This is a genomic window from Stenotrophomonas sp. AG209 (assembly GCF_003550055.1).
Taxonomy (GTDB): Bacteria; Pseudomonadota; Gammaproteobacteria; order Xanthomonadales; family Xanthomonadaceae; genus Stenotrophomonas.
Genome location: NZ_QXDB01000001.1, coordinates 221,474 through 238,588, shown reverse-complemented (window position 1 = coordinate 238,588; position 17,115 = coordinate 221,474). Strand labels below are relative to the sequence as shown.

The window sequence follows — 17,115 nt, the reverse complement described above, 5'->3', positions numbered from 1 at the left end:
AGCGCCGGGCCTGCGTCGGCCCGCCGCAGATTGGACGGCACGCACGCCCACCGTCACAATTGCACCTTCTTTCAACGTTGCTTCACAGGATCTTCATGAAAAGGACCCTTCTCTCCGCCCTGCTGATCGCCCTGGCCGCTGCCGGCTCTGCCGCCGCCGCGACCAGTGCCGACAAGTCCGTGGCCCGCCACCTGGACAAGCTGGGCTACACCTACGAAGTCGACGAGGATGGCGACTACCGCATGGTCTTCGACGTCGAGGGTGATCGCACCCAGATGGTCTACGTGCGCTCGGCGGTGGAAGATTTCGGCAGCCACAACATCCGCGAGATCTGGTCGCCGGCCTACAGCACCAAGACCAAGCAGTTCCCGGTGGCCGTGGCCAACCGCCTGCTGGAAGATTCGCAGGACGCCAAGATGGGCGGCTGGGTAAAGCAGGACACCACCGCCATGTTCGTGGTGAAGATCGACGCCGATGCCACCGCCGACCAGCTCAGCGACGCCATCGATGCGGCCATCCGCACCGCCGACGCGATGGAGCTGGAACTGACCAAGAAGGACGAGTTCTGAGTTGAACGCCACGCCGGACCCGCGCTGGGCACCGCACGCCACCGTCGCCACGGTGGTGATCGACGGCGGCCGCGTGCTGCTGGTCGAGGAGACCATCGACGGCCGCCAGGTGCTGAACCAGCCGGCCGGCCACCTCGAGCCGGGCGAAAGCCTGGCCGAGGCGGCCCTGCGCGAGACCCGCGAGGAAACCGGCTGGACCGTGCAGCTGACCCATTTCATCGGCTGCTACCAGTGGACCGCCGGCGACGGCACTACCTTCCTGCGCTTCTGCTATGCGGCGCGCCCGGTCTCGCATGACCCGGCGCAGCCGCTGGACACTGGCATCGACCGCGCGCTGTGGCTGACCCCGGCCGAGCTGCAGGCCGCCGGCGAGCGCCAGCGCAGCCCGCTGGTCTGGCAGGTGGTGGCCGATTACCTGGGTGGCCAGCGCCATCCGCTTTCGCTGGTCCGGGAGGTCGCATGAGCACTCCGCGTGTAATGGTGGGCGTCTCCGGTGGCGTCGATTCCTCGGTCGCCGCCTGGCGCCTGGTACAGCAGGGCGAGGCCGTGGCCGGCCTGTTCATGCAGAACTGGGCCGACGACGGCAGCGGTGACTGCCGCGCCGAGGATGACCGCCGCGATGCGGTAGCCGTCTGCGGCCTGCTGGGCATTCCGTTCCACTTCCGCGACTTCTCCAGCGAATACTGGCAGGGCGTGTTCGAGCACTTCCTGGCCGAGTATGCGGCCGGGCGCACCCCGAACCCGGACGTGCTGTGCAACCGCGAAGTGAAGTTCAAGCACTTCCTGGATGCCGCCCGCGAGCTGGGCGCCGAGCGCATCGCCACCGGCCACTATGCGCGGGTGACCCAGCGCGGCCACCAGTGGCTGCTGCTGCGCGGCGCCGACCGCTCCAAGGACCAGAGCTACTTCCTGCACCAGCTGGGCCAGGAACAGCTGGCAGCCACCCTGTTCCCGATCGGCGACCTGGAAAAGAGCGACCTGCGCCGGATCGCGCGCGACGTCGGCCTGCCGACCCACGCCAAGAAGGATTCCACCGGCATCTGTTTCATCGGCGAGCGGGATTTCCGCGAGTTCCTCGGCCGCTACCTGCCGGCCAAGACCGGCCAGATCCTCGACCCGGCCGACGGCAGCGTGATTGCCGAGCATCCGGGCGTGTTCTATTTCACTCTGGGCCAGCGCGAGGGCCTGAACATCGGCGGCGTGCGTGGCCGCCCCGCCGCGCCGTGGTACGTGGTCGGCAAGGATGTGGCCAGCAACGTGCTGTACGTGGACCAGGACCGCGACAGCCCATGGATGCTGTCCGACCGCCTGCGTTCGGAAACCGCGCACTGGATCGCCGGCTCACCGCCGGCACGGCGCTTCGAATGCACCGCCCAGACCCGCTACCGCCAGCCCGACGAGCCGTGTACGGTCGAGGTGCTGGACGATGGCAGCGTGCTGGTCACCTTTGCGCGCCCGCAGCGCGCCGTTACCCCTGGTCAATCGCTGGTGCTGTATGACGGTGATGTGTGCCTGGGCGGCGCGGTGATCGCCGCCACCGATGCGCCGCTGGAACAGCGCCTGCGCACCACCCCTTCCCCTTTTGAGGTAATCGCTGCATGAGTTTCACTGTCGACGACCGCGTCCTGGCCCTGGCCGGCATTGCCCAGGCCCTGCAGCAGGTACGCCGCATCGCCGATACCGGCCATTCCGACGCCGCCGCCGTGCGCACCGCCGTGGACAGCGTGTTCCGCGTCGATGCGTCCTCGCCGCAGGAGGTGTTCGGTGACCGCCATGCACTGAAGGCCGGACTGCGCCTGCTGCACAACTACTTCCGCAGCCAGGGCCAGGACCCGATCCTGCCCAAGCTGGCCCTGTCGGTGCTGCAGCTGGAGCGCCGCTTCGTGCAGGACGGGGCGACCGTGAACAAGGTCGCCTCGGGCATCGAGCGCGCCCAGCGCCAGGCCGTCGAGCTGGGCGACAGTGGCCACCCGGACGTACTGGCCAATCTGGGCGGCCTGTATGCCGACACCATCAGCCACCTGAAGCCGCGGGTGATGGTGCAGGGCAACCCGCACTACCTGGGCCAGGCCGGTGTGGTCGCCGAGATCCGCGCCCTGCTGCTGGCCGCGGTGCGCTCGGCGGTGCTGTGGCGCCAGCTGGGCGGCAGCTACTGGGACTTCCTGTTCAGCCGCAAGGCGATGATCGAGGCCGTGGACCGCCAGCTGGCATGAGGCCATGGGGTCAGAGCCCTTCTCCATGGAAAAGGGATCCGACCCCGCTTGACCCCGAGTTGCCCGGCAGCGCCGGAAAACCGGCGCATTCAGAATGCACTTCGAGGCACATCGACGTTAAAGAGAAAGGGGGTACGGCCGATACATCCTCCGTGCACCTCCCGAGAACGTCCATGTACTCACGCATTTTCATCCGTCTGGCCGCCCCCCTGGCTCTGACCCTGCTGCTCCCCTTCGCCATCGGTTTCGAATGGCCGGCCGCCCTGCGCTGGGCGATCCTGACCACGATGACGCTGAGCTGGCTCGGCTTTGCGTGGTGGACCACCCGCGCCCAGGCGCATCGCTCCCCGGAACATGCCCGTGTCCTGCGTGAGCAGGACCAGCTGCTGACCGAGCTGCGCAGCTTCGTCGGCAACGAAATCGACGGCTCGCGCGGCGAAGTGGAACGCGCCCGTGACCTGATCCGCCAGGCCGTGTCCAGCCTGGGCGGCAGCTTCGATGCGATGAACCGCAAGTCGCGCCAGCAGAGCCAGGCCCTGTCGCGCATCGTCGACCGCGCCGGTGATGAAGGCAATGCCGGCCTCGACGTTGCCCGTTTCGCCCAGCACGCCAGCCACCGCATGGAACAGCTGGTGGAAGCGCTGGAACAGGTGAGCGGCCAGAGCAGCACCACCGTGCAGCACATCGACCAGATGGCGCAGCACCTGGATGGCATCTTCGCGCTGCTGGAAGACGTCAAGTCGATTGCCGACCAGACCAACCTGCTGGCCCTGAACGCTGCCATTGAAGCTGCGCGTGCCGGTGAAGCCGGTCGTGGCTTCGCGGTTGTCGCCGACGAAGTGCGCAACCTGTCCGAGCGCTCGACCACCTTCAACGAGCAGATCCGCAAGCTGGCGCACAGCTCCAAGGACGCCATCGCCAAGGTGCGCGAGACGGTCTCGCACATGGCCTCGCGTGACATGGACCGCTCCCGCGAAGCGCGCCAGGAAGCAGCGGCAATGCTCGACAACGTCGCGCAGATCAATGCCTCGCTGGGCGACGGCATGCGCGAAGTCTCCGAGTGCGCCCGTTCGATCGACGGCAGCGTGGCCGAAGCCGTGCGCGCCCTGCAGTTCGAAGACATTGCCACCCAGGCGCTGGGCGGCGTGCACACCCACCTGGACCGCCTGACTGCGATCAACCGCGAAGCGGTGGCCCTGCAGGAACTGCTGCACCGCAATGGCGGCGTGTTCGACGAAGAGATCGCCACCGCCCTGCAGCGCACCGGCAGCCGCCTGCGCGAACTGCGCAGTGAGTGGGAGCGCCCGCCGCACAAGCCGGTCGCCCAGCAGACCATGGGCGCTGGCACGGTCGAGCTGTTCTGATCCTGATGTCCGCTGCCGTTGCCGGCAGCCCGCAAGGCCCCGGTTCGTCCGGGGCCTTTGCCTGTAGCCTGCCGTTGGATGCATCCTGTACGCGCACCATGACCCTGATCCGTGCCCTGCCCTCCCTCGCCGACACCGACCGCCCGCGCAACGCGAGCGTGCGTGAGCAGCTGCAGCAGCTGGAAGAGGTGGCACGCGAGGAGATCCGTGAGCTGCAGCAGCTGGCGGATGCGCGGCCTGGCCCGTCGCGGGCGGATGAGGCGCTGCTGGGACTGGCGTGGGACCTGGGGTTGGATGGGGAAGCGCTGAAGTAGATCCACGCCACGCGTGGATGGCGTTCACCGCCACCCGTTCCACACCCATGGCATGATCCACCCACGCCCCCTACGGCTGGACACGGAGTGTCGTCGCATGAGCACCACGTTCATGACCTGGCTGGGATTTGCTGCGATGGTGCTCATCGCGGTCACCTTCACCTGGCGTCCCGCCTACGCCACCTTGCGGCCGCCCCGGCATCGACCTGTCGCGTTCCTGTTCGGCAGCCTGTTCTTCATGCTGATGGCCTTTCTGTGCGCCTGGATGGCGGCAAGTGCGATCAATACCGGGCATGTCCATCTAAGCCACCACCGCGCCGGCACCATTGATGCATGGCGGGAGATCGAACCGGTGACGTATTGGCTGATCATCGTGGCAGCGTACGTGTTCGGGCTGCTGATCGCCAGCTATTCCATTGCAGGCATTGCGTTGATGAACCGGTAGATCCACGCCATGCGTGGATGGCTTTCATCCGCCGGTGTGACGTCTGGCCCTCGCCGCAACATCCGCGCATGGCGTGGATCTACCGGGGTGGCGAAATCGTTGTGGCATGATGCCCCGGTCCCGCTCATGGAAGACCGATGGCCATCGCCCTGATCGCAGTGCTGCTGATCGAGACCGTCCTTCTGATGGCTTGGGTGGCCGGCTATTTCAGCTGGGGCATCACCCTGTTCAATGAGCGCATCTCGGCGTCACCGGCCATGCAGGCCCGGCTCTCGCTGGGAAGCCTGGAACGTGACCTGCCGCAGGACAAATGGCTGCACCTGGCCTTCCATGCGCTCCCCGACGGCAGCATGGCATTCCGCGAGAGCTTCGCGCCGAGCTTCGGCCTGCGCTACTTCCCGGTGATGCGCGGTCGCATCGTACTCAACGCGCGACGGCACGAGGTGCGGGTGATCGGCCTGTGCAGCTGGTTCGTGGCGATCCTGTCACTGCTGCTGTTGCCGCTGGTAGCGATGCGCCCGATGGTGGCGCCCATGCTGCTGGTGCTGCCGCTGTTCCTGGCCAGCTATCTGGTCCAGAAGCGGCGCTACGCGGCCATCGTCGAGGCGCTGCGCATGCAGTTGAAGGCGGAGTTTCCGAGGTAGATCCACGCCATGCGTGGATGATCGCGAGGTGCCGGCATCCGTGCCGACCAACGGTCGGCACCCACCAGAGCAGGTGCCTGTATCTGAAGTAGACCCACGCCATGCGTGGATGATCGCAAGCGCGGGCATCAGTGCCGACCAACGGTCGGCACCCACCAGAGCAGATGCCTGTATCTGAAGTAGATCCACGCCATGCGTGGATGATCGCAAGCGCGGGCATCAGTGCCGACCAACGGTCGGCACCCACCAGAGCAGGTGTCTGTATCTGAAGTAGATCCACGCCATGCGTGGATGATCGCGAGCGCGGGCATCCGTGCCGACCAACGGTCGGCACCCACCAAAATCGGCACCCACCAGAGCCGGGCTACACCAGCGTCCGGCTGTCAGCGCACCAGTACGGCTTCGCTGCTGGCGTCGGTGCGCACCGGTGCCGGGTGCTGCTGCCGCAGCCATTGCGCCAGGTCACGCGGGCTGAGCGGGCGTGAATACAGGTAGCCCTGGATCTCGTCACAACCCTGCCGGCGCAGCATGTCTTCTTCCTGGTGCGTTTCCACACCCTCGGCCACCACCTTCATGCCCAGCGCGTGGCCCAGGTGCACGATGGCCTGGGTGACTTCGGCCGTGCCTGAGTCATGCAGCATGCCCTGCACGAAACTGCGGTCGATCTTCAGGCGCCCCACCGGGAATCGATTGAGGTAATTGAGGTTCGAGAAGCCGGTACCGAAGTCGTCCACCGCCAGCGGCACGCCGTGCCGTTCCAGCACATCGAAGCAATGGCGCAGGATGTCGGTGTCACGGATCAATGCCGACTCGGTCAGCTCCAGCTCCAACCGCTGCGGCGGCCAGCCATGGGCATGGCAGATCTCGATCACGCGTTCGGCGAAGCCACGATCACGCAGCTGCACCGCCGATACATTGACGGCGATGCGGTCGAAGCGCAGTCCAGCGCGGTCCCACGCGGTCGCCTGGCGGCAGGCTTCATTCAGCACCCAGTCGCCGATGCGCACGATCTCACCGCACTTCTCGGCAATCGGTATGAACTCGGCCGGGCTGCAGTAGCCGATGCCGGGCCGGTGCCAGCGCAGCAGGGCTTCGATCGCCGGCGGTTCGCCCTGGTGCGCGTGCAGCAGCGGCTGGTAGGCCAGGCTGAACTCTTCACGCTCGATCGCGCCATGCAGCGCGTGCTCCAGCTCCAGCTTGCGCTGGATGCGGGCCAATGCGTCCTGGCTGTAGTACTGGTAGGTGTTGCGTCCTGCTTCCTTGGCCGCGTACATGGCGGCGTCGGCGGCACGCAGCAGTGAATCGAAGTCGGTCTGGGCATCGCCCAGCATCGCGATGCCGACACTGGCGCCGACCTTCAACGTGGTCTCGCCACGGCGCAGCGGCTCGGCCAGCGAGGCAATCAGCTTGCGGGCGACATGCCCAGCGTCTTCCGGCTCGGCCAGGTCGCGCAGCACCACGATGAACTCGTCGCCACTGAAGCGGCCGAACAGGTCGTTGTTGCGCAGGTTCTGGTGCAGGCGGGTAGCGGCGGCCTTCAGCAGCGCATCGCCGGTGGCGTGACCGAAGCTGTCGTTGATGGTCTTGAAGCCGTCCAGGTCGATGAACAGCATCGCCAGCGAGGTACCACGGTCGCGCGCTTCCTCGATGGCTTCGGCGGTCTGTTCGCCGAGCAGCACACGATTGGGCAGGCCGGTCAGCAGGTCGTAGTGGGCCAGCAGCTCGATGCGCTCGTTGGCCTCGCGCTCGCGGGTGATGTCACGGAACAGCACCACGAAGCGCGGCGGCAGGCCATCACGACGATCCAGCTCGATCAGCACCTGCACCCAGACACGCAGGCCGGACTGGCGGTAGAAGCACAGGTCCAGCTGCTCGGGCAGGCCGCCGCCGGCGATGCGGACCAGCGCCGCCTCGAACGCATCGCGCGAGTCTTCGGTATACAGCGCCATCGCCTGATCGAGGGTGATCGGCTCCTTGCGCAGGCCATGGATGCGATAGCACTCCTCGGTCCACTGCATGTGCCGGGTCTGTACCTCGATCTCGCAGCCGCCGATGCGGCCCAGCGCGGAAACTCGGTTGAGCAGCTCGGTGCGCCAGCGGATCAACGCGTCGGTCTGGTGCTGCTCGGTGATGTTCTGCACCTGGCCGAGCAGGCGTTTGGGCTGCCCGTCCATGTCCAGCAGCGGCTGCATCCACAGGCGCAGATGCTGCGAAGGTTCATGGCCGCGGGTCAGCTCCAGCTCGAGATTGGCGGCCCGGCCGTCACGCCACAGGCGCCGCCATGCCGCGCGCAGCACTCCTCGGGAACGCGGGTGCAGCTGCTTCAGCCAGCGTCGCTGGCCGGGCACGGCGCCCTGCTCCAGCGCCAGCAGCGAGCGCAGCTCCGGCGACCACCAGAAGTGGCCGCTGTTGGGGTCGAACGACCAGCTGCCCATGCTGGCGATGCGCTGGGCCTCGCTCAGGTGCAGCTGCTGTTCCTGCAGCAGCGATTCGAGCTGCTTCTGCTGCTCGATATCGGTATGTGTACCGACCATGCGCAATGGCTGGCCATCGGCGGTGCGCGCAACCACACGGCCGCGATCCAACACCCAACGCCACTGCCCGTCGGCCTGGCGGAAGCGGAACTGCGCACTGTACTGCTCGCTGCGCCCACGCAGGTGCTCGTCCAGCGCGGCACGCACCTGGGCGATGTCCTCGCTGTGCACCCGCGACAGCATTTCGGTGGCGGTCTCGTCGCCCAGCGCCGGCGTGCGCGCCACGCGGTCACTGGGGATGTCCCAGTCCCACAGGCTGTGGCCGGCGCTGTCCAGTGCCAGTTCCCAGCGCCCACCACCGTCGACCGGCACCGGCTCGGGAATGCTCAGGGTGAACGCCAGCAGATTGCCGGCGCCGTCGTGCACGGCGCGCAGGTGACCGTCGTAGTGTCCACGCGGGCCACCCGGCAGCGTGCAGGCCACGATGCCGCCATCGGCCGCCATCAGGCGCAGATCTTCCAGCATCGGCGCATAGGCAGCCACGGTGGCTGGCAGGCCATGCTCGCGCGCAGCCGGGTTGGCCGCCAGTGGGCGCCCGGTACGGTCGACGATGACCAGCGCCGACGCAAGCGGGTGCTGCAGCAGGCTGGCGATGATCCCTTGGTCCACGCGATCTTGCTCCGGATGACACGCCCGTCAGCGGGGCACGCAGTGGTTAACGGCGCCTGCGGCGGATAATTGAGTGGTCACGGCACGCTGCGGGGTAAGATGACCGGCGCCCCTTTCACCCGCCCCGTCCATGCCCGCAGAACCGACCGGCAACGCCCCAGTTCCCGACCCGCGGATGGCGCAGGCGCTGAGCCGCGACCGGCGCCGGGTGGTGCTGAGCTACCTGGCGATGGCGCTGGCCTGGATGATCTCCACCGACAGCGTGGTGCAGGCGCTGGTGCCGGACCCGCAGCAGGCAGCCCTCTGGCAGGGCCTGAAGGGTTCGTTCTTCGCGCTGGCCAGCGCGGGCCTGCTCTATCTGCTGCTGCGCCCGCTGGCCGAACACGTGCTGCATACCCATGCGCGCCAGCAGGCCTCCGAGCTGCGCCTGCGGCAGATGTTCGAGGGCAACCCCGGGCCGATCCTGGTCTACGACCTGGACACGCTGGCGATCCTCGATGCCAACCCCGCCGCCTGCAGTGCCTTCGGCTGGGACCGCGACGAGCTGCTGGAACAGACCATCGACGCCCTGTGGCCGCCGGGTCAGGACCAGGCGCTGCAGACCAAGCTGGAGGCGATCCGCGAAGCACCCGAGGAGCTGTGCATCCTGCGCGCCCAGTTGCAGCTGCGCGATGGCTCGCTGCGGCAGATGGAACTGCGCTCCAACGCCATCAGTTACGACGGCCACAACGCCCGCCTGCTGATCGCCATCGACCGCACCGCCGAGGACCTGGCCCAGCTGCGCCGCGACCAGGCGCTGGCCCGGGTGGAGGAAGCCCATGAGCTGGCCCGCATCGGCGCCTGGGAGCTGGATCCATCCACCGGGCTGGGCCGCTACTCCAACCAGGTCTATCGCCTGCTCGGCCGCCGCCCGCCCGAGGCCCGCCGTTGGCACCGCTTCGACGAGCTGCTGGTGCCGGCCGACCCGGCCACGGCCACCCAGACCGAACAGCTGCTGGCCGAACTGTGCTGCGGCGAGCCGGTGCAGGTGGACGTGCTGCTACCGCTGCTGTCGATGGACGGCCGGGCATTGATGGTGCACCTGCGGGCGGCCAGCGGTATCGACGAAGCCGGCCGCAACCGTGTGCTGGGCACGCTGCAGGACGTGACCGAGCGCGAGCAGTCGCGGCGCCTGCTGCGCGAGCGCGAGGAACAGTTCCGCGAGCTGGTGCGGGTACTGCCCGACGGTGTGGTGATCCTCTCCGACGAGCATGTGCTGTACGCCAACGCCTGGGCCGCCGGCCTGTTCGGCTACGGCAGCCACACCCTGCTGGGTGAGCCGCTGTCGGCCCTGGTCGCTGCCGCCGACCTGCCGCGGGTGCGCAGCCAGCTGCGTGCCGGCCAACCCCACCTGGGGCCCGGCCACAGCAGCGTGGTGGCCATGCAGCGTGGCGACGGCCGCAGCTTCCATGCCGGCCTGGCGGTGGGCGAAGTGCGCTACGGCGGCCGCGACTGCAAGCTGCTGATCGTGCGCGACCTGAGCGATTCCGAACGCACCCGCAGCGCGCTGGAAACCAGCAACCGCGAACTGCAGGCGATGGCCGGGCGGCTGTTCTCGCTGCAGGAGGACGAGCGTCGTGCGATCTCGCGCGACCTGCACGATGACATCGGCCAGGCCATCACCGCGATCAAGCTGTCGGCGCATGCGGCGCAGGATGAGGACGATCCGAAGCGCCGTGGCGAGGATCTGGCGCAGATCGTCAGCCTGGCCGACACCACCGTGGCCAAACTGCGCGACATCTCCACCCTGCTGCGCCCGCCGCAGCTGGATGCACTGGGCCTGGAGGCAGCGCTGAGCTGGCAGGCGCGTGTGCTGTTCCGCTCTTCGCCGGTGGAGCTGCTGGCCGAGATCGAGCCGTTGCCACATCGCCCCGACAACAGCATCGAACAAGCCTGCTTCCGCATCGCGCAGGAAAGCCTGACCAATGCGCTGCGCCATGCACGCGCCAGCCAGGTACTGCTGCAACTGCGCGACGTCGGCCAGCGCGGCCTGCACCTGCAGATCCGCGATGATGGCGAGGGCTTCGATCCGGACGGCCCGCGCGGCCTGGGCCTGATCGTGATGCGCGAGCGCGCACAGAGCGTCGGTGGCCACGTGCGGATCGAATCCGCGCATGGCGAAGGCACCCTGATCGACGTCCACCTCCCCTACCAGGCGGCCAGCATGGCTGCCGTCGATTCACCGGAATACTGAGCCTATGTGGAATCCCAACCTGCCCCCGGTCAGCATCGATGATGCCCCCGACCGCCTTGGCGCCGGCAACCCCGAGCTGCAGGCGATGGTTGCCGAGGCGGCCTCCGGCGGCATCTCACTGATGCTGATGCACGTGGACATCGACCACTTCGCATCGGTCAACGAGAACATGAGTGCCGAAGTGGGCGACCAGGCGCTGGTACTGGTGGCGCAGCGCCTGCAGTCCTACCTGCGCGGGCGCGGCAAGCTGTGGCGGCATGGCAGCGACGAATTCCTGATCGCGGTGCCGCGCACTGCGGATCTGCCGCTGCCGGAAGATTTCGCCGAAGAGATCCGCCAGCAGATGGAGCTGCCGTTGTCAGTGCTGCCGTACACGCTGTTCATGACCGGCAAGCTGGGCGTAAGCCTGTGCCCGGAGCATGCCAGCAGCACGTCGCGCCTGCTCGATCATGCCGAGGATGCGCTGTACCAGGCCGCCCGCGAAGGCGGCAATGCCGTGCGCATCCATGCGGTGGACACCCCGCCGAGCGCGCACAGCGAGAGCATCATCGCGCGCCAGATTGTCGATGCCATTCCCAATGGCGAGCTGAAACTGCGCTACCAGCCGCTGGTGAGCGCCCGCGACGGCCACGTGGTGGGCATGGAAGCGCTGCTGCGCTGGCAGTCGCCGACCCTGGGCATGCTGGTTCCGGAGCGCTTCATGCGCACCGCCGAGCGGCTGGGCATCATCGTGCAGATCGGCACCTGGGTGCTGGAAGGCGCGTTGAAGCAGGCGCGGTTGTGGCGCGACCAGGGCTTCGATGACTTCACCATCGCGGTGAACGTATCCACCCTGCAGCTGCTGCGGCCGAACTTCTTCGCCGAGGTGATGTCCCTGCTGCAGGCGGCGGGCGTACCTGCGCAGATGCTGACGCTGGAAATCAACGAGAGTGCGTTGACCAACAACGTCAATTTCGTCCATGAAACGCTGGCCAACCTGCGCAACGAAGGCATCAGCCTGAGCCTGGACAACTTCGGCACCGGCGACTCCAGCCTCAGCGCGCTGGTGCGCTACCCGGTGGACAAGCTGAAGATCGACCGCAGCTTCATCAAGAGCGCGCCGGCCGGCAACCGCGAGGCGGCCATCGCCCGCGCGATCATCGCCATGGGCCACCAGCTGGGCATGACCGTGATCGCCAACGGCGTGGAATCGCAGGCCCAGCTGGGCTTCCTGCGCCGCAACGACTGCGATGTGTTCCAGGGCTACCTGTTCGGCGAACCGATGTCGGCCGATGCCGCCGGCATGACCCTGCGCCGCCGCTACCTGCGTCCGGAAGCCTTCGCAGAGACGCGCCCGGACCGTACGCTGCTGCTGCTGGACGATGAGGAGAACGTGCTGCGCTCGCTGGTGCGCCTGTTCCGCCGCGACGGCTACCGCATCCTGGCGGCCGGCAACGTACGCGATGCGTTCGATCTGCTGGCGATCAACGACGTGCAGGTGATCCTGTCCGACCAGCGCATGAGCGACATGAGCGGTACCGAGTTCCTGGGCCGGGTGAAGATGCTGTACCCGGATACGATCCGCCTGGTGCTGTCGGGCTATACCGACCTGAACACGGTGACCGATGCGATCAACCGCGGCGCGATCTATCGCTTCCTGACCAAGCCGTGGAACGACGACGAGCTGCGCAAGCACATCCACCAGGCGTTCCGCACCTACGAGGAACAGCGCCGCAGCAATGCCGGGCCGGCGCCGGTGGAAACCGGCGATGGTGGCGAGGATCGGCCGCTGCGGTGATGATCCCCTCCGGTAGAGCCGGCCGCTGGCCGGCTGCTCTGGGGTGCCTGGCTGGATGAGGTTGCCGGCCAGCGGCCGGCACTACCAGGTGCGGTCAGCGCGGCTGCTTCACCGGCAGCACCACGCGGAAGCGCGAGCCCACGCCCGGGGTGCTGTCCAGGTCGATGCGGCCGTGGTGCTTGTTGATGATGCTGTAGGAGATCGACAGGCCCAGGCCGGTGCCGCTGCCCACCGGCTTGGTGGTGAAGAACGGGTCGAAGATGCGCTGGCGCAGTTCCGGCGAGATGCCGCCGCCGGTGTCTTCGAATTCAACCCACACGTGATCGCCATCGACGCCGGTGCGCACGGTGATCGTGCCGCGCTCGGCGATGGCATGGCCGGCGTTGAGCAGCAGATTCATGTAGACCTGGTTCAACTCCGACGGCAGGCACTCCACCAGCGGCAACTGGCCAAACTCGCGCACCAGGGTGACCTTGTACTTGAGCTCGTTCCAGATGATGTTGATGGTCGATTCCAGGCCCGCGTGCAGGTCGACCAGCTTCCACGATTCGTCGCGGCCGGAATACGAGAAGTCCTTCAGGTCACGCACGATGCGGGTGACACGCTCGATGCCTTCGCGCGATTCCGCCATCAGCTGCGGCAGGTCGCGGCTGATGAAATCGATGTCCAGGCGGTCACGGATGTCGTCGATTTCCGGAATCAATGCCTTCGGGTCCGGCGCGCGCAGGGCGCGCTCGTAGGCTTCGATCACGGTGAACAGGCTGCGCAGGTACTCCTGCAGGCTGCCCAGGTTGGAGTGCACGTAACCGATCGGGTTGTTGATCTCGTGCGCGACGCCGGCGGCCAGCTGGCCGATCGAGGCCATTTTCTCGGACTGCAGCAGCTTTTCCTGGGTGCCATTGAGGCGCAGGTAGGCCTGGCGCAATTCGGCGTGGCGCTGCTGCAGTTCGCGCTCGTAGTCTTCCTGCCCTTCGATGTGGCGGAACAGGGCCAGGAAATGCCCTTCGCCGACCGGGCCATGATGGTACAGGTGGGCGATGACCACGCCCTCGCCCAGCGGCAGGCTGCCATTCCAGTGGCCGTGCTGGCGAGCCTGTTCCAGCGCATCGGGGGGCAGCAGTTCGCGCAGCCGCTGCGGCGGCGGCAGCCCGCCGTCCTCGCCACTGGCCAGCAGGTTCTGCGCGGCCGGATTGGCCAGGGCCACCTGCCCGTCATCGGTGAACAGCAGCAGGCCTTCGCGCAGGCGCTCAAGCAGGGCCTGCAGCACCGGCTGCGGCGGAAGGGGGGCGGTAACCAGGGCGTTGGCAGCGGACACGGCAACTCGGGGCGTTCGAACAGGCGCCCAATATACGCGGTCATGCAGCGGGCTTCAGCCCGCCGGGAGGAGTTGTGCGACCGCCGTCGCGTCAGGCGACGGCGAGTGGCCGGCCGATGCTGACCGTGTGCGACTGGCCCTTGGCATCGTAGGCCGAGGCGTCTTCGGTGCGGCCGAGCTGGCGCAGCGCCCAGTTCACCTCGCGGCGGCGGCGCGACAGCAGCACGCCGTTGGCGCGGTTGCGCTCGGCCAGTTCCTGCAGCTGTTCGCCCTCGCCCACCGGTGGCGCGCCTTCCAGCGCACGCAGCGCTTCCAGCTTGGCGCCAGTGGCCCGGATCAGGGCGTGCACGTCGTGCTCGACCAGGGCCTGGCGCTCAACGTCCAGGGCCTGGGCGAGACGCTGCAGCGGCTCGCTCATCGCCGCAGTCATCCGTGCAGCTGCTGGTCCAGATCGAGCATGCGCGATGCGATCGCGTCCGGATTGATCTTGTAGGTGCCGTTCTGCAGCGACTCGCGCACGGCCGCCACGCGCTGGGCGTCGATCGCCGGGGCGGTGGTCAGCTCACGCTCGATGGCCTGCAGATTGGTGGCCTCGCCGGTCAGGCGCAGGCTGTCGGCCGCCTCGACCGGGCGCGCCGCCGCATCGGTGCTGACGCCGGGCTTGTTGGCCGGGGTCGTCACGCTGCGCAGTGCCTGGGGGACCTGCAGGTTGCCGTCGATTTTCTGGCTCATGGGGTGTCCTGGAGTTGCCGTTCACAAGGGATAACGGCCGCAGGGCCGTGATCTTTAGGGATATTTTGCGGTAATTCAACGCGCCACGATTACGTCACCTGCGGCATCGACCGTGCCCTGCACGATCCGCCGCGAGGACAGGTTCTCGACCGAAACCCGTTCGTTCTCACCCGCATCACCCATCGCACGGCCGGCAATGCGGACCTCGACCGAGCCGCGGCGCGACACCAGGGCCACATTGTCTCCTCGCTTGATGAGACGCTGGACCACCAGATCGTTGTTCGACAGCAGGGCTCCGGCCTGCAACGGACGGCGGGCGATGCGGCCGATCGCCGCATTGGGATCGGACAGCACCGCGCCGGCAATCCGGGCAGCGTCACGCTGGGCAGTGGTGATATCGGCGGCAGTGAGGGTTTCTCCAGTGCCGATTCCGCGGTTGAGCACCAGCACGGTCTGGTTGCGCCGCACCTTCACCGGCACGAACAGGCGCCAGCCGCCCGCATCGGGACAGCTGACCTCCACCGTGGTGTTGGCCGTGGGCTGCACCTGCAACGCGCCGCCGCATTTCGGCAGGCGCAGCGCATCGGCCACCTGCGCCTCGCCTTCACTGCCGGCCGGCAGTGTCGACAGCGCCGCGGTGCGGATGCTGGCCACCGGCTGCCAGTCCGCAGCGGTCGCCCACGGCGCGGCCACGGCGAGCGCGATGGCGAATAGGGATGTGACCCGGCGCATGGCGCCTCCTGTCGAAAGGATCTGGCCCAGGTGCGTGCAAGGGGTGTGCCAGATCGACGGGGCCGCCTTTTGTAGAGTCGAGCATGGCTCGACGCTGCAAAAGCGCTCAAGTTCCGTACCCACCACGCCGATACAGCAGCCATGTCCCATGACCTGCTCAACCGGATCGACCAGCGGACCCGACTGGCCGGCCACAACCGCCTGGCGCTGCTGCTGTTCCGTCTCGGCGGACGTCAGCTTTTTGGCGTCAATGTCTTCAAGGTGCAGGAAGTCCTGCGGCGCCCGGAGCTGTTCCAGGTGCCCGGCCTGCCCAGCCAGTTTTCCGGCGTGGCCGACGTGCGCGGCCGCTCGGTACCGGTGCTGGACCTCGGCCTGGCGATCGGTCACCCCGAGCGCGAGCCCGATGCGGACACATCGCCGGGCTACCTGGTCGTCACCGAATTCAACCGCTCGATCCAGGGCTTCCTGGTCAGCGGCGTCGAACGCATCGTCAACATCGCGGTGGAAGACATCCACCCGCCGCCGGAGCTGGGCGCCGAGTCGAGCTACCTGACCGCGGTGACCCGCTTCCAGGGTGAGCTGATCCAGGTGATCGACGTTGAGAGCGTGCTGGCCGATATCGCCCAGGTGCGCGGAGAAGCGGTACTCGACCCGGCAATGGCCATGCCCGCCGATGGCCCGCAACTGCAGGTGCTGGTGGTGGACGACTCGCGCGTGGCCCGCCAGCAGATCCGCAGCGTGCTGGACCAGCTGGGCGTGGGTGCCACCCTGCTTTCCGACGGCAAGCAGGCGCTGGACCACCTGCTGCAGGTCCACGCCTCGGGCGAGAACCCGGCCGAGCGCTATGCCATGGTCATCTCGGACATCGAGATGCCGGCCATGGATGGCTACACGCTGACGACGGAAATCCGGCGCCACCCGGGCCTGGCCGGCCTATACGTGCTGCTGCACACCTCGCTGTCGGGCGTCTTCAACAACGCCATGGTTGAGCGCGTGGGTGCCAACGCCTTCGTCGCCAAGTACTCGCCGCACGAGCTGGCCGATTTCGTGCTGGACCGCCTGCGCAAGGTCGCGCTGGCGGCGTAAGGCCCGCCGAGGGGTCGGATCCCGGAACGGGCTCCGACCCCGCATCGCAATGCGTCAACCACGGGGTCAGAGCCCCTGCGGGGATCTGACCCCACGCCTTTGGCACACCCCTTGCAGCTTCCCGGGCAACGTTCCCGTGGGAGTGCACCGTGCGCAACCTGATTACCGACTACCTGGGCGTCCACGCCCAGGCCATGCCGTTGCGCGAACAGCGGATGAAGCTGATCGCCAGCAACCTCGGCAATGCCGACACTCCCGGCTACAAGGCCCAGGACCTGGACTTCGATGCCGCCCTGCGCCATGCCCAGGGGCAGGATGCCAATGGCCTGATGGCCACCACCCATGAGCAGCACTACGAGATCAGTAGTGGCCTGAACCCGTTCCAGATCGCGCGCGAAGGCGTGCAGCCCAGCCTGGACGGCAACACCGTCGACCCCGATGCCGAGCGTGCCGCCTATGGCCGCGCCGCACTGGAATACCGCGCCTCGCTCAGCTTCGTCGAGAGCAAGGTGCGTTCCATGCTGACCGCGATCACGGGGCAGTAAGCC

General features: G+C 67.6%; 17 protein-coding genes. 12 read left to right on the top strand and 5 right to left on the bottom strand.

The genetic code is table 11. The features are described 5' to 3' along the window. The first annotated feature begins 95 nt into the window (after positions 1-95). The 8 genes from DFO63_RS01080 (at position 96) to DFO63_RS01045 (ending at position 5,549) form a co-directional block, all read left to right on the top strand. The gene (locus DFO63_RS01080) at positions 96-569 is read left to right on the top strand and encodes a hypothetical protein (RefSeq protein ID WP_049445381.1); all 474 of its coding nucleotides are present in this window, start codon (positions 96-98) and stop codon (positions 567-569) included. Position 570: 1 nt separating this feature from the next. Beyond that, positions 571-1,032, top strand: coding sequence for an NUDIX hydrolase (locus DFO63_RS01075; protein ID WP_049445384.1), 462 nt, complete (start codon positions 571-573; stop codon positions 1,030-1,032). Then, positions 1,029-2,171 carry a tRNA 2-thiouridine(34) synthase MnmA gene (gene mnmA, locus DFO63_RS01070; protein WP_049445387.1) on the top strand — a complete coding sequence of 381 codons (1,143 nt, stop codon included), beginning with the start codon at positions 1,029-1,031 and terminating at the stop codon, positions 2,169-2,171. Before DFO63_RS01075 ends, mnmA begins: the two co-directional genes overlap by 4 nt. Continuing rightward, the gene (gene hflD, locus DFO63_RS01065; protein WP_032127363.1) at positions 2,168-2,782 is read left to right on the top strand and encodes a high frequency lysogenization protein HflD; all 615 of its coding nucleotides are present in this window, start codon (positions 2,168-2,170) and stop codon (positions 2,780-2,782) included. The genes mnmA and hflD overlap by 4 nt, the downstream gene beginning before the upstream one ends. Positions 2,783-2,955: 173 nt before the next feature. Beyond that, the gene (locus DFO63_RS01060) at positions 2,956-4,146 is read left to right on the top strand and encodes a methyl-accepting chemotaxis protein (RefSeq protein ID WP_049445390.1); all 1,191 of its coding nucleotides are present in this window, start codon (positions 2,956-2,958) and stop codon (positions 4,144-4,146) included. A 98-nt stretch (positions 4,147-4,244) separates the two neighbouring features. Then, positions 4,245-4,460, top strand: a complete 216-nt coding sequence (locus DFO63_RS01055; protein WP_014037139.1) for a hypothetical protein — start codon at positions 4,245-4,247, stop codon at positions 4,458-4,460. A 97-nt stretch (positions 4,461-4,557) separates the two neighbouring features. Then, positions 4,558-4,905: a hypothetical protein gene (locus tag DFO63_RS01050; RefSeq protein WP_101765423.1), complete on the top strand. Its 348-nt coding sequence runs from the start codon at positions 4,558-4,560 to the stop codon at positions 4,903-4,905. A 137-nt stretch (positions 4,906-5,042) separates the two neighbouring features. Next, positions 5,043-5,549 carry a hypothetical protein gene (locus tag DFO63_RS01045; protein ID WP_049445399.1) on the top strand — a complete coding sequence of 169 codons (507 nt, stop codon included), beginning with the start codon at positions 5,043-5,045 and terminating at the stop codon, positions 5,547-5,549. 383 nt (positions 5,550-5,932) lie between these two features. On the opposite strand, the gene DFO63_RS01040 is transcribed toward DFO63_RS01045, so the two are convergent. After that, entirely contained in the window at positions 5,933-8,692 is a 2,760-nt protein-coding gene (locus DFO63_RS01040; RefSeq protein ID WP_101765421.1) for a GGDEF domain-containing phosphodiesterase, read from the bottom strand. Between the two features lie 130 nt (positions 8,693-8,822). Between DFO63_RS01040 and DFO63_RS01035 the strand changes: the two genes are divergently transcribed. Together DFO63_RS01035 and DFO63_RS01030 are read left to right on the top strand one after the other, a co-directional pair. Continuing rightward, entirely contained in the window at positions 8,823-10,925 is a 2,103-nt protein-coding gene (locus tag DFO63_RS01035; RefSeq protein WP_119006227.1) for a PAS domain-containing sensor histidine kinase, read from the top strand. 4 nt (positions 10,926-10,929) lie between these two features. Next, complete coding sequence (locus tag DFO63_RS01030) at positions 10,930-12,702, top strand: EAL domain-containing protein (protein ID WP_119006226.1); 1,773 nt, start codon at positions 10,930-10,932, stop codon at positions 12,700-12,702. A gap of 94 nt (positions 12,703-12,796) precedes the next feature. Here DFO63_RS01030 and DFO63_RS01025 read toward each other — a convergent pair whose 3' ends face one another. From DFO63_RS01025 to flgA, 4 genes are all read right to left on the bottom strand, one after another. Continuing rightward, positions 12,797-14,017: an ATP-binding protein gene (locus tag DFO63_RS01025; RefSeq protein WP_014037133.1), complete on the bottom strand. Its 1,221-nt coding sequence runs from the start codon at positions 14,015-14,017 to the stop codon at positions 12,797-12,799. A 91-nt stretch (positions 14,018-14,108) separates the two neighbouring features. Beyond that, complete coding sequence (locus DFO63_RS01020; protein WP_014037132.1) at positions 14,109-14,447, bottom strand: FlgN family protein; 339 nt, start codon at positions 14,445-14,447, stop codon at positions 14,109-14,111. Beyond that, complete coding sequence (gene flgM, locus DFO63_RS01015; protein WP_005409579.1) at positions 14,444-14,749, bottom strand: flagellar biosynthesis anti-sigma factor FlgM; 306 nt, start codon at positions 14,747-14,749, stop codon at positions 14,444-14,446. The genes DFO63_RS01020 and flgM overlap by 4 nt, the downstream gene beginning before the upstream one ends. A gap of 75 nt (positions 14,750-14,824) precedes the next feature. After that, positions 14,825-15,481, bottom strand: a complete 657-nt coding sequence (gene flgA / locus DFO63_RS01010; RefSeq protein WP_049442728.1) for a flagellar basal body P-ring formation chaperone FlgA — start codon at positions 15,479-15,481, stop codon at positions 14,825-14,827. 141 nt (positions 15,482-15,622) lie between these two features. Here flgA and DFO63_RS01005 point away from each other — a divergent pair, with 141 nt between their 5' ends. Together DFO63_RS01005 and flgB are read left to right on the top strand one after the other, a co-directional pair. Beyond that, positions 15,623-16,567 (top strand): chemotaxis protein, encoded by a 945-nt coding sequence (locus DFO63_RS01005; protein WP_014037130.1) that lies wholly within the window; start codon positions 15,623-15,625, stop codon positions 16,565-16,567. 149 nt (positions 16,568-16,716) lie between these two features. After that, positions 16,717-17,112, top strand: coding sequence for a flagellar basal body rod protein FlgB (gene flgB / locus DFO63_RS01000; protein WP_005409576.1), 396 nt, complete (start codon positions 16,717-16,719; stop codon positions 17,110-17,112). Positions 17,113-17,115 lie beyond the last annotated feature (3 nt).

What these genes read in the sequence shown, in the direction of transcription:
- DFO63_RS01020 (WP_014037132.1), bottom strand. Translation starts at nt 14,447, where the DNA reads ATGACTGCGGCGATGAGCGAGCCGCTGCAGCGTCTCGCCCAGGCCCTG.
- DFO63_RS01005 (WP_014037130.1), top strand. Translation starts at nt 15,623, where the DNA reads ATGTCCCATGACCTGCTCAACCGGATCGACCAGCGGACCCGACTGGCC.
- hflD (WP_032127363.1), top strand. Translation starts at nt 2,168, where the DNA reads ATGAGTTTCACTGTCGACGACCGCGTCCTGGCCCTGGCCGGCATTGCC.
- DFO63_RS01045 (WP_049445399.1), top strand. Translation starts at nt 5,043, where the DNA reads ATGGCCATCGCCCTGATCGCAGTGCTGCTGATCGAGACCGTCCTTCTG.
- flgM (WP_005409579.1), bottom strand. Translation starts at nt 14,749, where the DNA reads ATGAGCCAGAAAATCGACGGCAACCTGCAGGTCCCCCAGGCACTGCGC.
- flgA (WP_049442728.1), bottom strand. Translation starts at nt 15,481, where the DNA reads ATGCGCCGGGTCACATCCCTATTCGCCATCGCGCTCGCCGTGGCCGCG.
- DFO63_RS01060 (WP_049445390.1), top strand. Translation starts at nt 2,956, where the DNA reads ATGTACTCACGCATTTTCATCCGTCTGGCCGCCCCCCTGGCTCTGACC.
- DFO63_RS01030 (WP_119006226.1), top strand. Translation starts at nt 10,930, where the DNA reads ATGTGGAATCCCAACCTGCCCCCGGTCAGCATCGATGATGCCCCCGAC.
- DFO63_RS01035 (WP_119006227.1), top strand. Translation starts at nt 8,823, where the DNA reads ATGCCCGCAGAACCGACCGGCAACGCCCCAGTTCCCGACCCGCGGATG.
- mnmA (WP_049445387.1), top strand. Translation starts at nt 1,029, where the DNA reads ATGAGCACTCCGCGTGTAATGGTGGGCGTCTCCGGTGGCGTCGATTCC.
- DFO63_RS01050 (WP_101765423.1), top strand. Translation starts at nt 4,558, where the DNA reads ATGAGCACCACGTTCATGACCTGGCTGGGATTTGCTGCGATGGTGCTC.
- DFO63_RS01055 (WP_014037139.1), top strand. Translation starts at nt 4,245, where the DNA reads ATGACCCTGATCCGTGCCCTGCCCTCCCTCGCCGACACCGACCGCCCG.
- DFO63_RS01080 (WP_049445381.1), top strand. Translation starts at nt 96, where the DNA reads ATGAAAAGGACCCTTCTCTCCGCCCTGCTGATCGCCCTGGCCGCTGCC.